General features: G+C 58.8%; 20 protein-coding genes. 11 read left to right on the top strand and 9 right to left on the bottom strand.

Features of this window, described 5'->3' with window-relative positions:
• Positions 1 to 41 precede the first annotated feature (41 nt).
• From pseB to MM194_RS14435, 9 genes are read left to right on the top strand one after another with little or no spacing between them, the layout of a single operon-like run.
• On the top strand, positions 42 to 1,046 hold the full coding sequence (pseB, locus tag MM194_RS14475; RefSeq protein ID WP_033131562.1) for a UDP-N-acetylglucosamine 4,6-dehydratase (inverting): 1,005 nt from the start codon (positions 42 to 44) through the stop codon (positions 1,044 to 1,046).
• Complete coding sequence (gene pseC / locus MM194_RS14470) at positions 1,043 to 2,185, top strand: UDP-4-amino-4,6-dideoxy-N-acetyl-beta-L-altrosamine transaminase (protein ID WP_241343948.1); 1,143 nt, start codon at positions 1,043 to 1,045, stop codon at positions 2,183 to 2,185. The genes pseB and pseC overlap by 4 nt, the downstream gene beginning before the upstream one ends.
• Entirely contained in the window at positions 2,176 to 3,021 is an 846-nt protein-coding gene (locus MM194_RS14465; RefSeq protein WP_241343947.1) for an aldo/keto reductase, read from the top strand. The genes pseC and MM194_RS14465 overlap by 10 nt, the downstream gene beginning before the upstream one ends.
• Positions 3,018 to 3,773 carry a glycosyltransferase family protein gene (locus MM194_RS14460; RefSeq protein ID WP_033131559.1) on the top strand — a complete coding sequence of 252 codons (756 nt, stop codon included), beginning with the start codon at positions 3,018 to 3,020 and terminating at the stop codon, positions 3,771 to 3,773. Before MM194_RS14465 ends, MM194_RS14460 begins: the two co-directional genes overlap by 4 nt.
• On the top strand, positions 3,770 to 5,059 hold the full coding sequence (locus tag MM194_RS14455) for an aminotransferase class III-fold pyridoxal phosphate-dependent enzyme (RefSeq protein ID WP_241343946.1): 1,290 nt from the start codon (positions 3,770 to 3,772) through the stop codon (positions 5,057 to 5,059). The genes MM194_RS14460 and MM194_RS14455 overlap by 4 nt, the downstream gene beginning before the upstream one ends.
• Positions 5,060 to 6,004, top strand: coding sequence for a hypothetical protein (locus tag MM194_RS14450; RefSeq protein ID WP_241343945.1), 945 nt, complete (start codon positions 5,060 to 5,062; stop codon positions 6,002 to 6,004). It abuts the gene before it with no gap.
• Positions 5,986 to 6,549, top strand: a complete 564-nt coding sequence (gene pseH, locus MM194_RS14445; protein ID WP_241343944.1) for a UDP-4-amino-4,6-dideoxy-N-acetyl-beta-L-altrosamine N-acetyltransferase — start codon at positions 5,986 to 5,988, stop codon at positions 6,547 to 6,549. Before MM194_RS14450 ends, pseH begins: the two co-directional genes overlap by 19 nt.
• Positions 6,546 to 7,586: a pseudaminic acid synthase gene (gene pseI / locus MM194_RS14440; protein WP_241343943.1), complete on the top strand. Its 1,041-nt coding sequence runs from the start codon at positions 6,546 to 6,548 to the stop codon at positions 7,584 to 7,586. The genes pseH and pseI overlap by 4 nt, the downstream gene beginning before the upstream one ends.
• Positions 7,587 to 7,602: 16 nt before the next feature.
• Complete coding sequence (locus MM194_RS14435) at positions 7,603 to 8,268, top strand: class I SAM-dependent methyltransferase (protein WP_241343942.1); 666 nt, start codon at positions 7,603 to 7,605, stop codon at positions 8,266 to 8,268.
• 95 nt (positions 8,269 to 8,363) lie between these two features.
• Here the strand turns inward: MM194_RS14435 and MM194_RS14430 are convergent, their stop codons facing one another.
• The 8 genes from MM194_RS14430 to MM194_RS14395 all read right to left on the bottom strand — a co-directional run bounded on the left by MM194_RS14430 (position 8,364) and on the right by MM194_RS14395 (position 17,104).
• Complete coding sequence (locus MM194_RS14430; protein WP_241343941.1) at positions 8,364 to 10,457, bottom strand: 6-hydroxymethylpterin diphosphokinase MptE-like protein; 2,094 nt, start codon at positions 10,455 to 10,457, stop codon at positions 8,364 to 8,366.
• Positions 10,457 to 10,783 carry a hypothetical protein gene (locus tag MM194_RS14425; RefSeq protein ID WP_241343940.1) on the bottom strand — a complete coding sequence of 109 codons (327 nt, stop codon included), beginning with the start codon at positions 10,781 to 10,783 and terminating at the stop codon, positions 10,457 to 10,459. Before MM194_RS14425 ends, MM194_RS14430 begins: the two co-directional genes overlap by 1 nt.
• Positions 10,780 to 11,202, bottom strand: a complete 423-nt coding sequence (fliS, locus tag MM194_RS14420; protein WP_241343939.1) for a flagellar export chaperone FliS — start codon at positions 11,200 to 11,202, stop codon at positions 10,780 to 10,782. Before fliS ends, MM194_RS14425 begins: the two co-directional genes overlap by 4 nt.
• Positions 11,203 to 11,231: 29 nt before the next feature.
• Entirely contained in the window at positions 11,232 to 12,635 is a 1,404-nt protein-coding gene (fliD, locus tag MM194_RS14415) for a flagellar filament capping protein FliD (protein ID WP_241343938.1), read from the bottom strand.
• 34 nt (positions 12,636 to 12,669) lie between these two features.
• The gene (locus MM194_RS14410; protein ID WP_241343937.1) at positions 12,670 to 13,125 is read right to left on the bottom strand and encodes a flagellar protein FlaG; all 456 of its coding nucleotides are present in this window, start codon (positions 13,123 to 13,125) and stop codon (positions 12,670 to 12,672) included.
• Between the two features lie 39 nt (positions 13,126 to 13,164).
• Positions 13,165 to 14,076 carry a flagellin gene (locus MM194_RS14405; RefSeq protein ID WP_241343936.1) on the bottom strand — a complete coding sequence of 304 codons (912 nt, stop codon included), beginning with the start codon at positions 14,074 to 14,076 and terminating at the stop codon, positions 13,165 to 13,167.
• Between the two features lie 592 nt (positions 14,077 to 14,668).
• Entirely contained in the window at positions 14,669 to 15,568 is a 900-nt protein-coding gene (locus MM194_RS14400) for a flagellin (protein WP_042641680.1), read from the bottom strand.
• Positions 15,569 to 16,189: 621 nt separating this feature from the next.
• Entirely contained in the window at positions 16,190 to 17,104 is a 915-nt protein-coding gene (locus tag MM194_RS14395) for a flagellin (RefSeq protein WP_241343935.1), read from the bottom strand.
• A 404-nt stretch (positions 17,105 to 17,508) separates the two neighbouring features.
• Here MM194_RS14395 and MM194_RS14390 point away from each other — a divergent pair, with 404 nt between their 5' ends.
• Positions 17,509 to 18,141, top strand: coding sequence for a trimeric intracellular cation channel family protein (locus MM194_RS14390; RefSeq protein ID WP_241343934.1), 633 nt, complete (start codon positions 17,509 to 17,511; stop codon positions 18,139 to 18,141).
• A 101-nt stretch (positions 18,142 to 18,242) separates the two neighbouring features.
• Positions 18,243 to 18,635: a hypothetical protein gene (locus tag MM194_RS14385; protein WP_033131544.1), complete on the top strand. Its 393-nt coding sequence runs from the start codon at positions 18,243 to 18,245 to the stop codon at positions 18,633 to 18,635.
• A 100-nt stretch (positions 18,636 to 18,735) separates the two neighbouring features.
• On the opposite strand, the gene thiI is transcribed toward MM194_RS14385, so the two are convergent.
• Positions 18,736 to 20,184, bottom strand: a complete 1,449-nt coding sequence (gene thiI / locus MM194_RS14380; RefSeq protein ID WP_241343933.1) for a tRNA uracil 4-sulfurtransferase ThiI — start codon at positions 20,182 to 20,184, stop codon at positions 18,736 to 18,738.
• Positions 20,185 to 20,373: the final 189 nt, after the last annotated feature.

The following is a 20,373-nucleotide window of genomic DNA, read 5'->3' as shown; positions in this document are numbered from 1 at the left end:
TTAATTTTCGCAGACACACACCTTCATCATGGGACACCAACATGTTCAACGGAAAAACGATCCTGGTCACCGGGGGTTCCGGCTCCTTTGGCAAGAAATTCATCGAGACGGTCCTCTCCCGTTACACCCCCAGCCGTTTGATCGTGTATTCCCGTGATGAACTCAAGCAGTTCGAGATGCAGCAGCGTTTCAACCACCCCTGCATGCGTTACTTCATCGGTGATGTACGAGACGCAGAGCGGCTCAACATGGCCATGCACGGCGTGGACTTCGTGGTGCATGCCGCCGCCCTCAAGCAGGTACCTGCTGCCGAATACAACCCCATGGAGTGCATCAAGACCAACGTGGGGGGCGCGGAAAACGTCATCAAGGCGGCACTCAATAACGGGGTCGAGAAGGTGATCGCCCTCTCCACCGACAAGGCCGCCAACCCGGTCAACCTCTATGGCGCCACCAAACTCTGCTCCGACAAGCTGTTTGTCGCCGCCAATAATATGGCGGGCAAGAACCCGACCATCTTCTCCGTGGTCCGTTATGGCAACGTGGTGGGCTCTCGTGGCTCAGTGGTGCCCTTCTTCGACAGGCTGATCAGAGAGGGTGCCAGCCATCTGCCGATCACTCACGCCGAGATGACCCGCTTCTGGCTCACCTTGCAACAAGGGGTCGACTTCGTGCTGACCAATTTCCAGCGGATGAAGGGGGGGGAGCTGTTTATCCCCAAGATCCCGTCCGTGCGCATCACGGATCTGGCCAGCGCCATGGCGCCGGAACTGCCACAAGAGATCATCGGCATTCGCCCCGGCGAGAAGCTGCACGAGGTCATGTGCCCGGCCGACGACTCCTATCACACCTTCGAGTTCAAGGATTATTACGTGATCTCCCCGAGCATCAGTTTCAGCAGTCGCAACAACGACTTCACAACCAATGCCATTGGGGAAACGGCCACCCTGGTCGAACCCGGTTTTGAATACAATTCCCTAAACAATCAGCACTTTCTGTCGATAGACGAATTACAGATGATGAACCAGCAGGTGCTAGCCGAATGATCCCCTATGGACGCCAATCCATCACAGATGATGACATCGATGCCGTTGTTGCCGTCCTGAAGTCGGACTATCTCACCCAGGGTGAGGCGGTCCCCGCCTTTGAGCAGGGACTGGCCGATTATTGCCAGGTCCCCCATGTAGTCGCCTGCAACAATGGCACCACGGCCCTGCACCTCGCCTGTGCCGTGCTGGCACTGGACAACAATGACTGGGTCTGGGTCTCTGCCATCAGCTTCGTCGCCTCCGCCAACTGTGCCCGCTACTGCGGCGCCCAGGTGGACTTTGTCGATGTGGAGCCCGATACCGGCAACCTGTGCGTGGCGGCGCTGCGCGCCAAGCTGGAGGCCGTTCAGGGCACCCCGGCTCAGCCCAAGGCGCTGGTCGCCGTGCACCTGGCGGGTCAGCCCTGCGATCTGGCGGAAATTGGCGCCCTGTGTCGGCAATATGACGTTCGCCTGATTGAGGATGCCTGCCACGCTCTGGGCGCCAGCTATCAAGACAGCCCCATCGGCAGTTGCACCTACAGCGACATGACCGTCTTCAGCTTCCATCCCGTGAAACCCATCACCACGGGGGAAGGGGGCGCCGTCACCACCCGCGATGCCGCGCTGGCCGCCAAGCTGCGGCTCTATCGCAGCCACGGCATCACCCGGGATCCCGAGCAACTGAGCTCGCCCAGCCCGGGTGGCTGGTACTACGAACAGCAGGTGCTCGGCTTCAACTACCGTCTGACCGACATCCAGGCCGCGCTGGGTCTGAGCCAGATGAGCCGCTTGTCCCACTTTATCGACCAGCGTCAGCAGCTGGCAGCCCGTTACGACGAGCTGCTGACCCGGCTGCCGGTCAGGCCACTGCGTCAATGCGAGGATCGCCGCTCCGGCTACCACCTCTACGTGATCCAGGTTGCCGACCGCGACCAGGTATTTGCCCGCCTGCGAGACGCAGGCATAGGGGTGAATGTGCATTACATGCCCATCCCGGCCCAACCCTACTACCGTGAGCTGGGGCAGGATCCCGCCAATTACCCCGGCGCCCAGGCCTACTACCGTCAGGCCATCAGCCTGCCCCTGTTCCCCGCGCTCTCCCTGGCCGATCAGGACAGGGTCATCCAGGCCCTGGAGCGGGTGCTATGCGCCTAGCCCTGGGCACGGTGCAGTTTGGGCTCGATTACGGCATCAGCAATCGGGCTGGACAGGTCGGTGATGATGCCCTCGACGATATCCTGACGCTGGCTCGCCAGTTGGGCATCGATACCCTGGACACGGCGCAAGCCTATGGCAATGCGGAGTCGCGGCTCGGCAGCCGCCACAGCGCCGACTTTCTGTTGGTGGACAAGCTGGCCCCCGGTATCCTGGCCAGCGAGGTCGCTGCTTCCGTCGACAACAGCCTGCGCCAACTGGCACGCCCGAGGCTGGATGGCCTGCTGCTCCATCGCGGCCAGGACACCAGCCCCGCCCTGTTCGAGCGGCTGATGGATCTACAGCGACAAGGCAAGGTGGGCAAGCTGGGGGTGTCGGTCTACTCCCCGGATGAGCTGGATCTGTGGTTGAGCCAGGGCAACCCATTGCAACTGGTGCAACTGCCCGCCAACTTGCTCGATCAGCGCTTCCTGCGTTCGGGCTGGCTCAATCGGTTGCAGGATATGGGCTGCGAGATCCACGTACGCTCCCTCTTCCTGCAGGGACTGCTGCTGATGCAGCCGGCGATGCGCCCGGCTTATTTCCAGTCCTTCGCCGAGCCGCTGGCGCGGCTGGACAATTGGCATCCCCATCTCTCCCCCCTCGTCAAGGCGCTCTCGCTGACAGCGGCCCTGCCGCAGGTCAGCCGTTTCGTGGTGGGGGTCTGTCATGCCTATGAGCTGGCGGCCATAGGCGCGGCCCATGGCCATCTGCCTCAGTGGCCCGACACCGAGCTCGCCGGCCTCGCCTGCGACGACCCCTTCCTCATCAATCCGGCCATGTGGACATCATCATGATCCTCGGAATCTTGCAAGCCAGGGCGGGCTCCAGCCGGCTGCCTGGCAAGGTGCTCAAACCCTTGCTGGGCGAACCTATGCTCGCACGTCAGATTGAGCGGCTCAAACGCGCGACAGGGCTGGATCAGTTGATGGTCGCCACCAGCGATCAGGCCGACGATGAAGCCATCGCCCGGCTTTGTGAGCGACTCGGTGTTCCCTGTTTTCGTGGGCCCCTGAACGATGTGCTGGCACGTTTCCACCTGGCGGCCCAACCCTTTGCACCGGCTCATGTCGTCAGACTGACCGGCGACTGCCCGCTGGCGGATCCCGAGCTCATCGACGAGCTCATCGAACTGCATCTGGCTGGCGGCTATGACTACAGCAGCAACTGCTGGGACCCCAGCTACCCGGATGGGCTGGACGCCGAGATCCTGAGTGCCGGCACCCTCAACCTGCTGGCCGAGCAGGCCCATAGCCAGGTTCAGCGTGAACACGTCACCTACTACATCCGCCAACATGAAACGCAGTTCAACATAGGCAAGCTGGCACGCCAGCCGAGCCTGTCTCATCTGCGCTGGACGGTAGATGAACCCGCCGATTTTGAGCTGATTGAACAGATTTACAGACAGCTTTACCCTGCAAACCCAGCATTTACCACTAACGACATCCTCAATTTGCTGGCTCGGGCGCCATATCTCGCGACCCTGAATACCCGGCATCAGCGCAATGAAGGGCTGGCAAGCTCGCTGGCCAAGGAGAAGCACCCATGACCTCACGTTATCAGCATTCACTGGCACTCTCCGCCCGGGCAGAGCAGAGCATTCCCCTGGGCTCCCAGACCTTCTCCAAGAGCCGTCTCTGCTTCCCCTACGGCGCCGCCCCCCTGTTTATCGAGCGCGGTGAAGGCGCAACGGTCTGGGACGTGGATGGCAACCAGTACCTGGATTTTGCCAGCGGCCTGCTGGCCATCAGCCTGGGCTACTGTGACCCGGACGTGAACCAGGCCGTGCTGGAGCAGCTCAACCTGGGCTCCATCTTCTCGCTGCCTCACCGGCTGGAGACCGAAGTGGCGGAGCAGCTTATCGAGCTCATCCCCTGCGCCGAGATGGTACGCTTTGGCAAGAACGGCACCGACGCCACCTCCGCCTGTATCCGCCTCTCCCGCGCCGTGACCGGCCGTGAGCGAGTCGCCGTCTGTGGCTACCACGGCTGGCAGGACTGGTACATAGGCTCCACCACCCGCCACCTGGGGGTGCCCGAGTGCGTGCGCGAGCTCACTCATCGCTTTGACTACAACGATCTGGCCTCCCTGCGGGCCCAGCTCGAGGCTCACCCCGGCGAGTTTGCCGCCGTGATCCTGGAGCCGATGAATGTCGCCTGGCCCTCCCCCGAATTTCTGCCCGGCCTGCGCCAGCTGTGCGACCAGCACGGCGCCCTGCTCATCTTCGATGAGACCATCACGGGTTTTCGCTTCCACCTTGGCGGTGCCCAGACCCTGTTCGGCGTCACCCCGGATCTGGCCGCCTTCGGCAAGGGGATGGCGAACGGCTTCCCCATCTCCGCCGTGGTGGGCCGCCGCGAGCACATGCGGCGCATGGAGGATATCTTCTTCTCCGGCACCTTCGGCGGCGATGCCATCGCCCTCGCGGCCGCCAACGCCGTGATCAAGAAGATGCGTCGACTGGATGTGCCCGCACGACTGGCCGAACGTGGCCAGCAATTGCTTAGCGAACTCGATGCCTTGCTGCAGAGGCTGGATGCCCCGAGCTGGCTGCAGAGCGCCGGCCACCCGAGCTGGAGCTTCCTGCTCATCAGCGATTCCCCCAACCACTCCAGCTGGCTGCTCAAGAGCTACTTCATTCAGGAGCTGTGCAAGCGCGGGATCCTGAGCCTCGGCAGCCACAACATCAACCTGGCGCACGGTGAAGCCGAGGTCGCACGGCTGCTCGAGGTCTATGCCGAGGTGCTGCCTGCGCTGATCCGTCTGGATGCCGAACACGCCATCCACGAGGCCCTGGATGGCGAGCCGATCCAGCCCGTCTTCAAGGTGCGCTGAGTGCTGCCACTCTGGATTTTCAGTGAAGGGGACAAGGCGCGGGGCCTGGGTCATCTCAGCCGCTGCTGCGCCTACGCCGCCGCCTGGCGAGCCCAGGGGGGCACCGTCCATTGGGTCGTGGACGGGGATAAGTTCGCCGGTTCCCTGCTCGAGGGCGACAGCGTCAGCTGGGAGGCGTGGCAGGATAAAAACGTCCCCCCACAGAACGCCGTCGCCATCGTCGACTCCTATTCGGCAAGCCTGACCACTCTGGAGTGCATCTCGGCCGGCTTTGTGCGGGTCATCTACCTCGATGACACCAGGCGACTGGCCTACCCCGAGGGACGGGTGATCCATGCCAGCCCCGGCGTGCCCGACTCGCAGCCGGGCGCCGCCATCTGGCAGTGGGGGCCGAGTTGGCAGCCGCTGCGCCCACCGTTTTGGTCGGTGCCCGCCCGCACTCGGATCTCCGCCCGTATCGAGCGCCTCCTGATCATCATGGGAGGGACAGATATCCGGGATCTGACCCCGGGATTAGTGGCGTGGCTGCATCGTCATCACCCCGAGGTCGAGCTGGAGGTAATAACCCAGAAACATGACTCACGGCTCCTGGAATGCAGGCAGCACCATCGCCTCGACGCCGGACAGATGGTTGAACTCATGTCCCGCTGCGATCTCGCCATCAGCGCTGCCGGCCAGGTCAGCTACGAACTGGCCCGCTGCGGTCTGCCCGGCCTTCTCATCGGGGTCGCCGACAATCAGGCCGAGCAGCTCGCAGGCTGGTGCGACCCGGACGGCTTCGTCTCGGGAGGTTGGTGGCATGAGGAGGGGTTATATACCCAACTGGCACAAGGCCTGGCCTTGCTCGGCAGCCAGGATGAACGGGCCAGACGAGCCCGGGGGCTGCAAGCACGAATGAACGGAAATGGCACCCTGGAGGCCCTCGCATGGCTCAACCAGCACTAGATCTGCAACGAAGCGTCGAGCTGGCCGGGCTGACACTCCTCCCCTTCTCCACCCTGAGTGAGCCGCAGACACTGACGGTCTGGCAGATGCGCAACCACCCGGATGTGGCCCACTGGATGAGCTCGGGAGGCGAGATCCCGCTGGAGGCTCACCTGGCCTTCATGGCACGCCAGCAGCACGAGACCCGCAACTTCAACTACCTCTGCCAGGATGCCCGTGGCCCCGCCGGAGTCGTTTCCCTGCACCGGCTGGACTGGCACAACCGCATCGCCTGGCTCGGCATCTATCGCAACCCCTCGCGGCACGGGGAACGCCTGGGGGCGCACCTGCTGGCGGCCGTCGGTCAGCTGGCGTTCGATATCGCCCGGCTGCACACCCTCAAACTGGAGGTGGCCGCCGACAACGAGCGGGCCATCCAGGCCTATCGCAATGCCGGCTTTCGCCACGAAGGCGCCTGGCGGGAAGCCGTCTGCCGCCCGGATCAACACCGCTTTATCGATCTCCTGCTCATGGGGATCACCGAACAGGAGTGGAGACACCCATGACCCAAGCCATGGCTCAGGCCATCAATCCGAATCGATGCTTCGTCATCGCCGAACTGTCGGCCAATCATGGCCACTCCCTGGAGACGGCGCTGGCAACCGTGCGCGCCGCCAAGGCGTGCGGCGCCGATGCCATCAAGATCCAGACCTACACGGCCGACACCATCACCCTGGATTGTGACAACGACTATTTCCAGATCAAGCAGGGGACCATCTGGGATGGCACCACCCTCTACCAGCTGTATCAGCAAGCCTTTACCCCCTGGGAATGGCATGCCGCCATCCAGGCCGAAGCGGAGAAAGCAGGGCTTGTCTTCTTCTCGACCCCCTTTGATGTCACTGCCGTCGACTTCCTGGAGACCCTCGGTGTCCCCCTCTACAAGATCGCCTCGTTCGAGATCACCGACATCCCCCTGATCGAATACGCGGCCAGCAAGGGCAAGCCGATGATCATCTCGACCGGCATCGCCACCCTTGCCGACATAGATGCAGCCGTGCAGGCCTGTCGGCGCATGGGCAACCAGGACATCACCCTGCTCAAGTGCACCTCCTCCTACCCCGCCCCGGTGGAGGAGGCCAACCTGCTCACCATGCCCAACCTGGCGCAGACCTTCGGGGTCAAGGCCGGGTTGTCGGATCATACCCTGGGTCATGCCGTGGCCATCGCCGCCACCGCCCTCGGTGCCCGGGTGATCGAGAAGCACTTTATTCTGGATAGAACCATTGGTGGGCCTGACGCCTCTTTTTCGATGACACCCAGCGAGTTCGGCTCAATGGTTGAAGGCATACGGCAAGCGGAAGCGGCGCTGGGCGAGGTCAGCTACCACCTCAATGAGAAAGCAATGCTGAGTCGGCAATTCTCGCGCTCCCTCTTCGTGTGCCAGGAGATGAAGGCAGGCGAGACGTTCACCCCCCAAAACCTGAGATCCATTCGCCCCGCCCACGGCTTGGCACCTGTCCACCTGCCCTCCCTGCTCGGTCGCAGCGCCAGTCAGGATATTCAGGCGGGTACGCCACTGGATTGGTCACTGGTTTCCTGACCCCGAGGAACACAAGATGCAACAGAAGAACGTCTTCATGGCGCAGGAAGGGAACGAGTGGTATGAGCGCAACAAGACCGCCATTCTCGGCAAGTCGCTGGCCAGCGATCCCATCTTCAAGGCGCTGCACTATCTGGCGGTCAAACCCGGCCGGATCCTGGAGATAGGCTGTGCCAACGGCTGGCGACTGGCGCAGCTGGCCGAGCACTACGGCGCTCGCTGCTACGGGGTGGATCCATCGGCCAGTGCCATCCAGGATGGCCTTGCCCGTTACCCCGGCTTGCAGCTCAGCGTGGGCACGGCCGACTGCCTGCCCGAGATAGAGCCCGTCGATCTCATCATCTTCGGTTTCTGCCTCTACCTGTGCGATCCCCAGGATCTGTTCAAGATTGCCGCCGGCAGCGATGCCCTGCTGGCCGATCGGGGCCTGATGACCATCCTGGATTTCAATCCTCCAGCGGGCCACTATCGCAACGACTATCAGCATCACGCCAATCTGTTCAGCTACAAGATGAATTACGGCGACTTGTTTGGCTGGCACCCCGGCTACCACCGCCTGTTCGAACACGTGCAGCATCACGACGGCGGTCAGGAGCTGGAGCCCGATGCGCTGATCTCGGTGCAGATATTGCGCAAGGACGCGAGGCTGCTCGCGGCGCAGAACCCCTATCCGAAGCGATAAAAAATGCCGACCCCCGGGTCGGCATTGTTCTTTTCGGGCCCTGTTACAGGCCCATCTTTCGGCTGATGTTCTGAACAGGCCTTCCGGCCTGTTTCCTACGCTTTCTTCCTGAAGAGGGCCATCACTTCGTTATCGATCATATCGACGCTGTCGAGCGCCTTCGGATACATCTCTCTCACCTTCCCCAGGAACTCCAGCCATAGCTCGATGGCGGGTTGCATCAGCACCAGCGTCTCCTCTTCCCCCTCGAACGAATAGAGAATGGAGCTCAGCAGGGTGAACACATAGTTCATCGACCCCACCATGGTCTGGGAAATATGCTGTTGCCGGGTCGCGGCGATCTGGGCAAGGTAACCAAAGTTGCGCAGCATCAGCTGGTTCAGCTCGTTGCGGGACGAGAATGGCTGCTGCCATTCGTCCATCATCTTGTCGATGAACACATTGAAGAACTCGACGTCGAGCAGCGGGGAAAAGTCTTGCTTGGACAAGGGAATGGGCTCGCAGAGTGCCGAAATCTCCCCCAGCAGGGCGGACTTGTCGATCGGCAGGGAGAGGCTTATCTCCGTGCTCGGCAAGGCCCTGGCCTTCTCAATTTTGGCGCCATCGCTGCAATTGAAGCAGCGCACCTCGTCATTGGTGAGCAATACCTGCTCCATCACGCGGCGGGAGGTATCGAACATGGCATTGCTGATGACCATGCCACCGAAGTTCCCCTCACGCTGCCACAGGCTGTCGCCATACATCATCTCCCCCAGAGCACCGGCATTCTCCTCATCGTTGTAATAGGAGCTGAGCTTGGAGTGATGGTGTCCCTTGTGCTTGTAGCCATTGTCCAGGCCGAACAGATAGAGATGCTTGAACCCGAGGTGGACGGGAGCACTGATACCGATATTGCCCACCAGGGGATTCACCCCGCCGAGCCCGGCACAGGGTTTCAGTTGAGAGAAGTAGTTCTGGTAGAGCACCACCCCGGGCTCGCTGAGCTTGAACCCCAGCGCCGAGTGGTTGAACAGGGTGGCGCAATCCGGATGGATGACGTCTGTGCTCAGGAACAGCACATCACGCAGGTAGTCTGGGTCATCCAGATTCACCAGGAAGTCATAGACGATCTTGGTGCGCTCGGTCTCGACATGGATATCCGGCTTGATGCCCACCTTGTGCAAGGCCGAGATGGCACTGCCACAGGAGATCAGGATGGCCTTGTCCCGATTTTCTGCGATGACGGCGATGGATTCGTCCAGCGAGGGACCGTTGGCGATGATGAAGATGGGGGTACGTTGATACTGGGGCGAGATCCGCCGATCTTTTTGCAGGAACGGCACACCACGCTCGATATTGTTGATGGTGTGAGACAAGGCGATCAGGTTGTCATCGAAGAAGCCCCAGCCCATCACCAGCAGATAATATTCCTGCTGCACCTTCTCTATCAGTTTCTTTATCTTATCGCCCTGATACCCCCACATGATGAAGGCGTTGGCGATGAGGAAAGAACCCCGACTGTGAATGGCCGACGCGAAATCCTTCACTATGGTCTCTTCATCCTGTCCCAGCAGTATGTGCAGCCCCAGATTCTCCTGATGCAGATAGGCCAGCAGGGGAGCCCAGTCGAAGCAAAACAGCGACCCGTAAAACAGATCCAGATCCGGCTCGAACAGGAACAGGGTGCCTATCTTGCACTGCTCATAGAGGTAACCGAGATGGTAACCCAGCCCCACCCCGAAGATCAGGGCGCTGGGTACCTCATGGGGTACTCGATCCAGCATCACCTCCCGGGCCGAGATATCGTCGAGATAGGCATTGAGTTTGTTGAGGTATTCCACATGCATGAAGCCGAGCGGATTTGCCTCCTGGCTGAAGGAGAACTTGGATAGCCCCCCCTTCTCCATGAACTCGGTCACCAGCGTCTCGCAGATGAGGTAGGGCTCTTTGCCGTAGACGGCGACGTCATCGTCGAGCCAGGCCAAGTTGGGCTGACCATTCTCATTGCAGAAGAATCGGAAAGGGCGTGCGGGTTGGTAGGCTTCGTACATATCGGCGATATGGGGGATATATTGGCGAAATGCCGCCATATTCTGTTCAAAGCGCAGCGGTAAGGCCATCGCCATGGCCGCTTCCTGTTCTGCCTGCTGTTGAAGTCGCAGTGCGTCTTGTTCGGCTTTGACCAGGGTTGCGTCGATATTGAGTGACATCAGAACTCCTTGCTGTTCACACGATAGGCTTGCCCGGCCCTGGTGCCTCTCCCGACGCGAGCCAGCTGTTCGAAAATGGTGTGATGATGGCTGGCGGCCAGGGTTTTCATGCTCTTTTCCTGAATTGACAGAGCGCCGGCCAGGGCCGCCGCAGCTTGCTGCTGCGCCGGATCCTCTCTGACCAGCTGTACCAGGCTGTCGATCAACGCCAGCCGGTCATCCATGCACAGCAAGGCTTCGTCATATTGCTGTTGTTGCAACAGCGACTCCATCAGGCAGGCATTTTCCGTCAATGCCTCTGCAAGGGAGACGAGCGTGACGCTCACAACTCACCCAGCTGTTGTCTCATCTGATAGCCTTGCTGTTTTTCGGCCTCCGGCAGCTGATCCCAACCGGATTTGATGGTCACCATCAGACCCATAACCTCCTCGAGGGGCGCAATATCCCGTGCCAGACTCGCATCCCAGATACGCTCATCCATATAGGCATAGAGTCCATACAGATCCTCGGCCATGGCCCCCTGGCTCAGGTCGAGCGCATCCTGCAGGCCGTGCAGCAACCCTTGCGCCTTGGAAACAGCAACCGATTTTGCCTCCATATCTTGCCGCTCGATGGCGCCCTTGGCCTGAGCCAAACGCTCGAGAAGGCCTTGCATCATAAGCTGAATGACACGATGAGGATCGGCAACCGTCAAATCAGCCGCGATGCTGGTTGCCTTATATGCCTTCAGATTACGGTTGTACATGATATGAGTCCTCGTAATATCACGATTAATCAATTCTTATTGTTTATTTGTAGCGACGTCAGGGCGGATGCCGAGTTATTCATTTTGACCAACAAGGCATCCAGGCTACCGTATTGGGCCCGCAAGGCCGCTTCATATTTTGTCAGCTGCGCATTGGCCGTCGATGCTTTTTGAGTGAGGCTGCGCAGATCCGAATTCAGCACATCTTCCCGCTGTGCCAACATGCCGCCACTCTTGGTGTATTCCTTCAGACCCTTGTTCAAGGTGGATGCCAAACCATCATCCCCCCCAAATAGCGCCACCACCTGATCGAAGTTCTTGTCGATAGCCTCGCTGAACTTCGTCTTGTCCAGAGACAGCTTGCCCTTGTTATCCATCTTCATGCCGATCTCGAAGACGGTGGAATAGGTGCCGCTGTTCTTGGAGGGGCTGACCAGCAGATTGCTCATGAAAGAGCTGATGGCGCGGGTAGTGGCGTCACCGGCCAGGGCGCCACCATCATCCTGCTTCACACCGCCGACGAAGGTGCCACGCTTGTCCAGGGCGTTCATCTTGTCTTGCAGCGTGTTGTAGCCATCCACAAACTGCTGGACCAGCTCCTGGATAGAGGTCTTGTCGGTGGTGATATCCACCTTGTTTGACTTGAGCGCCCCCGGTACGCTGCTGTCTTTATCCGTATCCGAGACGCGCAGTACGGTTATCTTCAGATCCTGAATGGAGTCATCAAAGGTATTGGTGTCGCTCTTGAGGACGTTGCCATCCACGTTGATCTCGGCACTGCTGGCTGGCCGGGTCTGGTTCATGACCCCGCCCCCCGCCTCAAAAATACCGAGTTCAGCCGTATTGCCGGTAATGGTCAGATCCTTGCCATCCCCCGAGATACCGGAGTCAATCATCAGCTTGGCCTTGCCATCTGCCGTGTTGACGATGTTGGCACTGAGACCGAAGTTATCCCCATTGCTGTTGATGCTCTTGCGGATATCTTGCAGGGTATAACCCGCCTTGACGTCCACCTTGAAGGTCTTGTCACCGGCCTTGAACGTCAGCTGACCATCCTGAGTCACCATAGGGGTAGTAGAGCTATCGAATATCCCCTCCTGACGGCTCGTCTGTGCCAACTTATTGACAGTAATGTTGTACTGCCCATTGGAGCCACCAGTCTTGCTCTCCACCTTCAAGATGGGATCGTCTTTGCTCTGGGTAATGTTGATGGCGCGTTTGTTGAATGCGCCGGGGGCACTCAACTTGTCGAGAATGTCGGTGAAAGCAGAGATGGAGGACTTGAGCTGACCTATGCCAGACAAGGTGATCTGAGTACTGTTTTGCTTGGTCACGAGCGGCTGTTGCAATTGGGCTTTTTTGGCCGCCACACTCGCCGCGATCACACTCTCAAGATCGAGTCCAGAACCCGCCCCAGCAGAGGTAATTGCCATCCTATCCTCCTGTCTATCAACTTAAAAATTTAGGTCACACCTGACCATCAAACAGCAGTCCAGAGAGGTTGACACCACTGCTGCTCGTCTGGTCCAGCGACTGTAACCGCTTGCTTATCAACAGCATTTCTTCGCTCGGGATCTGGCGAATGACCTGCTTGGTATCCGCATCTATCACCTTAATCACGGGTTGATCGAGCTCGGGCACCAGACTGAAGTTGATTGTCCATCCCTTCAACTTGCTCAAACTATCCAATCTTTCTTGCAATTCTTGGGCCTGTTTTTCTATATAGGCCTTATCTATACGCGACTCTGCTGGTTTGGTATGCGCCGGCGGATCCTGCGATACCCTGGCTGTCGGCTCGACACTTGCCTGTTCGACCAAGTTATCCCCACCTGATGCGGGAGAAACAGTCATGGCGGCCTGAGGGCCGCCATGTTGAGTGAGCGTCGAAGTAACAGAAGGCAAGGTTATCGATTCATTGGCCATCTGCTGCTCCTTATATCAGTGGCTGAAGATGGTACCGGCTTAGCCCAGCAGCGACAGGGCCGACTGCGGACGCTGGTTGGCCTGGGCCAGGATGCTGGAGGCCGCCTGTTGCAGAATATTCTGCTTGGTCATATTGGCGGTCTCGGTCGCAAAGTCTGCATCACGGATACGGGAGCGCGCGGCACTGACGTTTTCGGAGATGTTGGCCTGGTTGCGAATGGTCGAATCCAACCGGTTCTGCACCGCACCCAGCTCGGCACGCTTGCCATCTACCACGCCCAGCATGGCATCTGCCGCAGCCAAGACTTCCTGAGCCTTACTCTGAGTGCTAATACTGATCCCACCGGCACTGCCACCACCGAAAATGGTGGTGATTGCGACGGTAGTGACAGCGCTAGCTGCATTCAATACGGAAATGGTTGTTCCCGCCGCCGCCGCAATACCAGAGATACTGAAACCGGCAGACTGATTCAAACTGAAACCGATAGTCTGGTTGGCGTCAGCCCCCACTTGGAAAGAGCCTGTGTAACTGCCGTCTAGAAGCTTGGTACCAGCGAAGGTGGTATCGGTAGAGATACGGTTAATCTCTGACCCCAGTTGATCCACTTCCTTTTGCAGGGCCTCACGATCCTTGTCTGAGTTGGAGCCGTTGGCAGATTGCTGGGCCAGGGTACGCATGCGCTGCAGCATGCCGGTCACTTCATCCATGGCCCCTTCTGCGGTCTGCGCCAGGGAGATGCCATCGTTGGCGTTGCGGTTACCCTGATCCAGCCCATTGACCTGGGAGGTCAGACGGTTGGAGATCTGCAGGCCTGCTGCATCATCCTTGGCACTGTTGATGCGCAGACCGGATGCCAGGCGGGTGTATGAGGTATCCAACGATTTGGTGGTGTTCATCAAGTTACGCTGGGCGTTCAGTGATGAAGTGTTGGTATTGATAAACATGGCCATAAAAGATTTCTCCTGATGAACAAGAAACTGCGGGCTCTGCTTGTGTCAACACAGCCAGGATCCCACCGTTCAGATGGACAGATTGAACGGTCTGTGCCATCTGGCGGGTCCCTTGTTTGAACGGACATAGGACCCACAGTTGCGCAAATGCTGGATTTCCGAACACCCCACAATTTGCTTCATATCCTGTAACGGCAGTCCCATCAGAAGCTTTAGGAAATTTATTGCCGCTTTCATCAGCAGAGAGGCAAGACTCCTCCGCCTGTATGAGATTGCGGTCCCAATCCAGACGCAGAGAGCCAGCCCTATGATGGACCCTATGGCTCAGATGAAGAGTGGCATGGTTAATGCTTTAGGCTATGGGTCGCCGAGTTTATGGCGCCCATAAGAAAGCCGACGATGTCGGCCAAAGAAGAGCTTATGCTCAGGAGAACAGCCTGGAGAGCGGGCAGAGTGAACGACTGCACGACCCTCGAGGCGGTATACCACAACAAGAGAATTTCTCTTTCGATAGAACAAGGCGTAAATCCGAACACCCCGTTGTTCCATCTTTCTTACCAGGGCGGCCTGAACAACCGCCCTTTTCTTTTGCTTAGCCCAGCAGCGACAGAGCCGACTGCGGACGCTGGTTGGCCTGAGCCAGGATGCTGGAAGCCGCCTGTTGCAGAATATTCTGCTTGGTCATATTGGCGGTTTCGGTCGCAAAGTCCGCATCCCGGATACGGGAGCGCGCGGCACTGACGTTCTCGGAAATGTTGGACTGGTTACGAATGGTCGAATCCAGACGGTTCTGCACCGCACCCAGCTCGGCACGTTTGCCATCGACGATCCCCAACATAGAATCAACAGCAGCCAGAACATTTTGCGCATTAGTCTGAGTACTGATACTGATGCCACCCGCACTACCACTCAAGAAGATGGTGCTCACGGCAAGAGCACCGCCACTCGCTGCGGTCACAGTAGTGTTCGCCGCAGCAGAAATACCGGAAATGCTAAACCCCCCTGCCTGGGAAAGGCTAAAGCCGATGGTCTGGTTGGCGTCAGCCCCAACCTGGAAGCTGCCGTTGTAGTTGCCATCCAGTAACTTGGTGCCGGCGAAGGTGGTATCGGTTGAGATACGGTTGATTTCAGACCCCAGCTGATCCACTTCCTTCTGCAAGGCCTCGCGGTCCTTGGCGGAGTTGGAACCGTTGGCGGATTGCTGAGCCAGGGTGCGCATGCGCTGCAGCATGCCGGTCACTTCATCCATGGCCCCTTCCGCGGTCTGCGCCAGGGAGATACCGTCATTGGCGTTGCGGTTGCCCTGATCCAGGCCGTTGACCTGAGAGGTCAGACGGTTGGAGATCTGCAGACCCGCCGCATCGTCCTTGGCGCTGTTGATGCGCAGGCCGGATGCCAAGCGGGTATATGAGGTATCCAACGACTTGGTGGTGTTCATCAAGTTACGCTGGGCGTTCAGTGATGAAGTGTTGGTATTGATAAACATGGCCATAAAAGATTTCTCCTGATGAACAAGAAACTGCGGGCTCTACTGATATCACACAGTCAGGATCCCACCGTTCAGGTGGACAGCTTGAACGAGTCTGCTCCACCTGGCGGGTCCTCTGTTTGAACGGACATAGGACCCGCAGTTGCGCAAATGTTGGATTTCCGAACACCCCTCAATTTGCTTCACACTCTGTAACGGCCGCCCCATCAGAAGCTTTAAGTAATTTATTGCCACTCTCATCAACACATGAAACTCGCGCGTAGCGGTCCGTGCGACATAGCAGGGGGAGTGCATCACCATGAGGCACTCCTGAGTACAGGAGATGGATACGGGTCTTGATCATCATGCCGAATAAAACTGGCACACTTTGTGCTTAACGTTAGATGCGTCGATTTTTCGGCGCCATAAAAAAAGGCCGACAATGTCGGCCAAAGAAGAGCTTACGCTCAGGAGAACAACCTCGAGGGTGACAGAGTGAACGATCTGCGCAACACTCGAGGGGTATACCAATAAGAGAATCTCTCTTTCGATAGAACAAGGCGTAAATCCGAACACCCCGTTGTTCCATCTTTCTTACCAGGGCGGCCTGAACAACCGCCCTTTTCTTATTCTTGAAATGATGGCTTAGTTCTGCAGCAGAGAGAGCGCAGACTGCGGACGCTGGTTCGCCTGAGCCAGGATGCTGGAAGCGGCCTGTTGCAGGATATTCTGCTTGGTCATGTTGGCAGTCTCGGTGGCAAAGTCCGCGTCTCTGATACGGGAACGTGCGGCACTGACGTTCTCGGAGATATTGGCCTGGTTACGAATGGTGGAGTCCAGCCGGTTTTGCACCGCACCCAGCTCGGCACGCTTGCTATCAACAACACCCAACATGGCATCTGCTGCAGCCAAGACCTCCTGAGCCTTACTCTGAGTGCTAATGCTGATCCCACCAGCACTGCCGCTACCAAAAATAGCTGTTACGGCGACCGTTGTAGCAGTGCTAGCTGCATTCAATACGGAAATCGTCGTTGCCGCCGCAGCCGCAATTCCTGAGATGCTGAAGCCATTGGCCTGAGACAGACTGAAACTGATGGTCTGGTTGGCATCTGCGCCGACCTGGAAGGTGCCGCTGAAGGAGCCGTCGAGCAGCTTGGTGCCCGCAAAAGTCGTCGCGGTGGAGATACGGTTGATCTCGGCACCCAGCTGATCCACTTCCTTCTGCAGAGCCTCACGGTCCTTGTCCGAGTTCGAACCGTTGGCGGACTGTTGGGCCAGGGTACGCATGCGCTGCAGCATACCGGTCACTTCGTCCATGGCCCCTTCTGCGGTCTGTGCCAGGGAGATGCCGTCGTTGGCATTGCGGTTACCTTGATCCAGGCCGTTGACCTGGGAGGTCAGACGGTTGGAGATCTGCAGACCCGCCGCATCGTCCTTGGCGCTGTTGATGCGCAGGCCGGAGGCCAGACGAGTGTAGGAGGTATCCAGGGATTTGGTGCTATTCATCATGTTACGCTGAGCGTTGAGCGATGAAACGTTAGTATTAATAAACAGACTCATAACCATTCTCCTAAGCTATTAAATTTTATCTTTAATTCACTCAGGCTTTGTTTTGTTTTGTGCCTGATATGTTTAGTTAACGGCGCCTTTTTCAGATACTTTAATTTGTTTTTTACAGCTCTTTTCGCTGTAATCGCCGCCTACCCTATATATCGGCCCATGTCGGTCAGCCTTGAGAAGAAATTCGAGATTTTTTACCGATATGTCCGGACTGCCCCTCATCTGCATGGCTCCCTCCTTGTTACTGCCGATGCACCGGGAGCACCGATCTCGCCAGCCTCCTCCGACGACTGGCGCCAAGGAAACCGGCTCTGGCTCTCACTTTTGCACGCCAGCATTGCTCACCGGCGCCCCTTGCCCCTAAAATCGCCGCCCCACCATTTATCGGACGTGAGTTGTTCTCCATGCAGACATTGGTTGAGCAAATTGTTTACATCAGCGACATGTTTGGTACTGCGGTCTTCGCGTTCTCCGGGGTGCTGGTCGCTGGTCGGCTGCGCATGGATGGCTTCGGTGTCATGGTGCTGGCAGCGGTAACCGCCATCGGCGGGGGGACCATCCGCGACATGATCCTGGGCGCCACCCCGGTGTTCTGGGTACGCGATCCCCTCTATATCTGGGTGATCATCGCCACCGCCTTGATCGGCATGTGGATGGTCAAGCTGCCAAGGCGCATGCCCTGGTACGTGCTGCCGGTAGCGGATGCCTTCGGGCTGGCCCTGTTTACCGTGATCGGGGCACAAAAGGCGCTCAATTTCGGCACGCCGGGCCTGATTGCGGTGATCATGGGCACCATGACCGGCGTCGCCGGCGGCATGATCCGGGACGTACTGGCCCGGGAAGTGCCCATGGTGCTGCAAAAGGAGATCTACGCCACCGCCTGCATTCTGGGGGGTATCCTCTATACCCTGGCGCTGGAGTGCCATGTGGACAAGGTCATCGCCATGCTGATCAGCATGCTGGGGGTGTTTGGCCTGCGGGTGGCGGCCATCTACTGGCATCTGTCACTGCCGACCTTCTCGCTGCAGCGACACTGAACCGGCTCTGAATGGACTGGATCCCATCCCGGGAGGGGTAACATTGAACCAAGTACGCTTTTCTGTTGTCATAGAGTGGTCGTTTTAAGCCGGACTACCTCATGCAAAAACTTGGGCTCATTACCACTCTCCTACTGATGACGGTTGCGGCGGCTCACGCCGGCGCACAGGCCCTGTTCGGACGCCTGGCATCGACTCCGGTGCAACAGTTCAACCAGCAGATCCGCCTGGCGAGCAGCAGCCAGCAGAGTTGGGTCAACGACTACCGCGAAGTGGCGCGCCGCTTCGTGGGCCACGAAGACGTGCCCAGTCGCATCCACGCCCAGCAACTGGATAACGATCTGGTACTCTCTGTGGCCCTCGATGGCCGCAAGAGCGACATGATCTATATCCTGACGCTGTTTCGCAGTGACAACCTGTGGCAGATGCGTCAGGCCGAGATGGGCTGGCGCTGCCAGGGCCAGGAAACCTTTACCCCCGTGCCTTGCCCCTGACCCCATGGCAGAAGAGATAGGGAGCAGCCTGGGCTGACTCCCGAGGTGAAATAAAAAAATCCGGCACAATGGCCGGATTTTTTTATGGGAGGCGCGTGGGTTACGGGCGATACACCTTCACGTTGTCAAAGCCCTGCTCCTTGAGATAGAGCGCCTGCAGCTTGCTCATCACGCCGCGATCGCAATACAGCAGATAGGTCTGCTCCTTGGGCAGGTCGCCAAAGGTGGTCGCCAGCTTGAAGAACGGGATGTGCAGCACTTCACGCCCCTCCATCACCAGCGGCTTCTCGTCGCGCTCATCGCTGGATCGGATATCCAGCACGATCTCATCGGCGGCCAGCACTTCTGTCGTCTCGACCTCCTGCACCTGGGCGGAGGTCTCCTCGCCGATGCGGCGGATATCGAGATAGCGGGCTTCACTCACCACCTTGTCCAGGATCGCGAAGTCGAAGTTGCCCTCTTCCGCCTCGATGTTGGACAGCACGGCCTTGATGGTCGGCTTCTTGGAGATGACGCCGCAATATTCCGGCATGGTCTCGGCGAACTCCAGGGTACCGATGCGGCGCGCCTCGCTGATGATGTCCGGCTTGTCCCAGGTGATGAGCGGACGCAGGATCACCTTGTCGGTCACCCGGTCGATGACGTTGAGGTTGGTGAGGGTCTGGCTGGAGACCTGCCCCACGCATTCGCCGGTCACCAGCGCCGGGATCTGGAAGGTCTCTGCCACCTGGCCGGCGGCACGCATCATCATGCGCTTGAGCACCACGCCCATCTGGCCGTTGTCGATCTTCTCGAGGATCTCCGCCACCACAGGCTCGAAGTCGATGGCGGTGAAGCGCACCTTGTGGGAGGCACCGAACTTGCTCCAGAGGTAATAGGCAACCTGCTTGACGCCGATCTCATGGGCGGCCCCGCCCAGATTGAAGAAGCAGTAGTGCACCCGGCAGCCACGCTTGATGAATTGGTAGGAGGCAACGCCGGAGTCGAAGCCACCGGACAGCAGGCTCAGCACGTCTTCCTGGGTCGCCATGGGGAAGCCACCCATACCGTGGTGCACGGCGCTGATGATGTAGAGCTCATCGTTCTCCACTTCCAGGTTGACCTGGATATCGGGTTTTTTCAGGCGCACGCCGGCGGTTTCGCAATGCTGGTTCAGGCCACCCCCCACGTAGCGCTCCAGCTCCAGGGAGCTGAAGTCGTGCTTGCCGACCCGGCGGGCACGCACGCAGAAGGTCTTGCCCTTAAGGCGATCTCCCCAGACGGCGCGAGTCTGCTCGAAGATATCGTGCAGGTCGGTGAAGTTGCTCAGCTTCACTTCCAGGAAATACTGGATGCCGGGAATGCAGGCCAGGGTCTCCAGATACTGGGCGTGGAACTGGTCGTTGCGCGAGCTCACGATCAGCTTGTCCCAGTCCATCCGCACGCGGGCATCTTCGTCAAAGCGGCGCAACACGTTGCGGATGTTGCCCTGCAGCATCTTGGTGAAGCGCTGACGCACTGACTTGCTCTTGATGGTGATTTCCGGGAACAGCTTGATAATGAACTTCATGATGATGACTCGGGTGGCCTCGATTTAAGGGCGCGAATTATATCAGAAGTTTAGGGCCAGCGCCTACTGGCTGAGCGCCCGCTCACATTCCCCCACACAATTCCCCACGCAATGTTTGCCGCCAGACGGCGATCTTGCGTATATTCCCCAGCCTGCGACTTGGCAACAGTCTTGATAACAGATCGATTC

Origin of the sequence: Aeromonas sp. MR16 (genome assembly GCF_022549315.1) — a bacterium.
GTDB lineage: Bacteria > Pseudomonadota > Gammaproteobacteria > Enterobacterales > Aeromonadaceae > Aeromonas > Aeromonas aquatica.
The sequence above is the reverse complement of the archived record's forward strand: the minus strand, read 5'-3'. Positions and strand labels throughout refer to the sequence as shown.

Excerpts from the sequence above, each read along its gene's own strand:
- pseB (WP_033131562.1), top strand. The coding sequence starts at position 42 with ATGTTCAACGGAAAAACGATCCTGGTCACCGGGGGTTCCGGCTCCTTT.
- pseC (WP_241343948.1), top strand. The coding sequence starts at position 1,043 with ATGATCCCCTATGGACGCCAATCCATCACAGATGATGACATCGATGCC.
- MM194_RS14465 (WP_241343947.1), top strand. The coding sequence starts at position 2,176 with ATGCGCCTAGCCCTGGGCACGGTGCAGTTTGGGCTCGATTACGGCATC.
- MM194_RS14460 (WP_033131559.1), top strand. The coding sequence starts at position 3,018 with ATGATCCTCGGAATCTTGCAAGCCAGGGCGGGCTCCAGCCGGCTGCCT.
- MM194_RS14455 (WP_241343946.1), top strand. The coding sequence starts at position 3,770 with ATGACCTCACGTTATCAGCATTCACTGGCACTCTCCGCCCGGGCAGAG.
- pseH (WP_241343944.1), top strand. The coding sequence starts at position 5,986 with ATGGCTCAACCAGCACTAGATCTGCAACGAAGCGTCGAGCTGGCCGGG.
- pseI (WP_241343943.1), top strand. The coding sequence starts at position 6,546 with ATGACCCAAGCCATGGCTCAGGCCATCAATCCGAATCGATGCTTCGTC.
- MM194_RS14435 (WP_241343942.1), top strand. The coding sequence starts at position 7,603 with ATGCAACAGAAGAACGTCTTCATGGCGCAGGAAGGGAACGAGTGGTAT.
- MM194_RS14430 (WP_241343941.1), bottom strand. The coding sequence starts at position 10,457 with ATGTCACTCAATATCGACGCAACCCTGGTCAAAGCCGAACAAGACGCA.
- fliS (WP_241343939.1), bottom strand. The coding sequence starts at position 11,202 with ATGTACAACCGTAATCTGAAGGCATATAAGGCAACCAGCATCGCGGCT.
- fliD (WP_241343938.1), bottom strand. The coding sequence starts at position 12,635 with ATGGCAATTACCTCTGCTGGGGCGGGTTCTGGACTCGATCTTGAGAGT.
- MM194_RS14410 (WP_241343937.1), bottom strand. The coding sequence starts at position 13,125 with ATGGCCAATGAATCGATAACCTTGCCTTCTGTTACTTCGACGCTCACT.
- MM194_RS14405 (WP_241343936.1), bottom strand. The coding sequence starts at position 14,076 with ATGGCCATGTTTATCAATACCAACACTTCATCACTGAACGCCCAGCGT.
- MM194_RS14400 (WP_042641680.1), bottom strand. The coding sequence starts at position 15,568 with ATGGCCATGTTTATCAATACCAACACTTCATCACTGAACGCCCAGCGT.
- MM194_RS14395 (WP_241343935.1), bottom strand. The coding sequence starts at position 17,104 with ATGAGTCTGTTTATTAATACTAACGTTTCATCGCTCAACGCTCAGCGT.
- MM194_RS14390 (WP_241343934.1), top strand. The coding sequence starts at position 17,509 with ATGCAGACATTGGTTGAGCAAATTGTTTACATCAGCGACATGTTTGGT.
- MM194_RS14385 (WP_033131544.1), top strand. The coding sequence starts at position 18,243 with ATGCAAAAACTTGGGCTCATTACCACTCTCCTACTGATGACGGTTGCG.
- thiI (WP_241343933.1), bottom strand. The coding sequence starts at position 20,184 with ATGAAGTTCATTATCAAGCTGTTCCCGGAAATCACCATCAAGAGCAAG.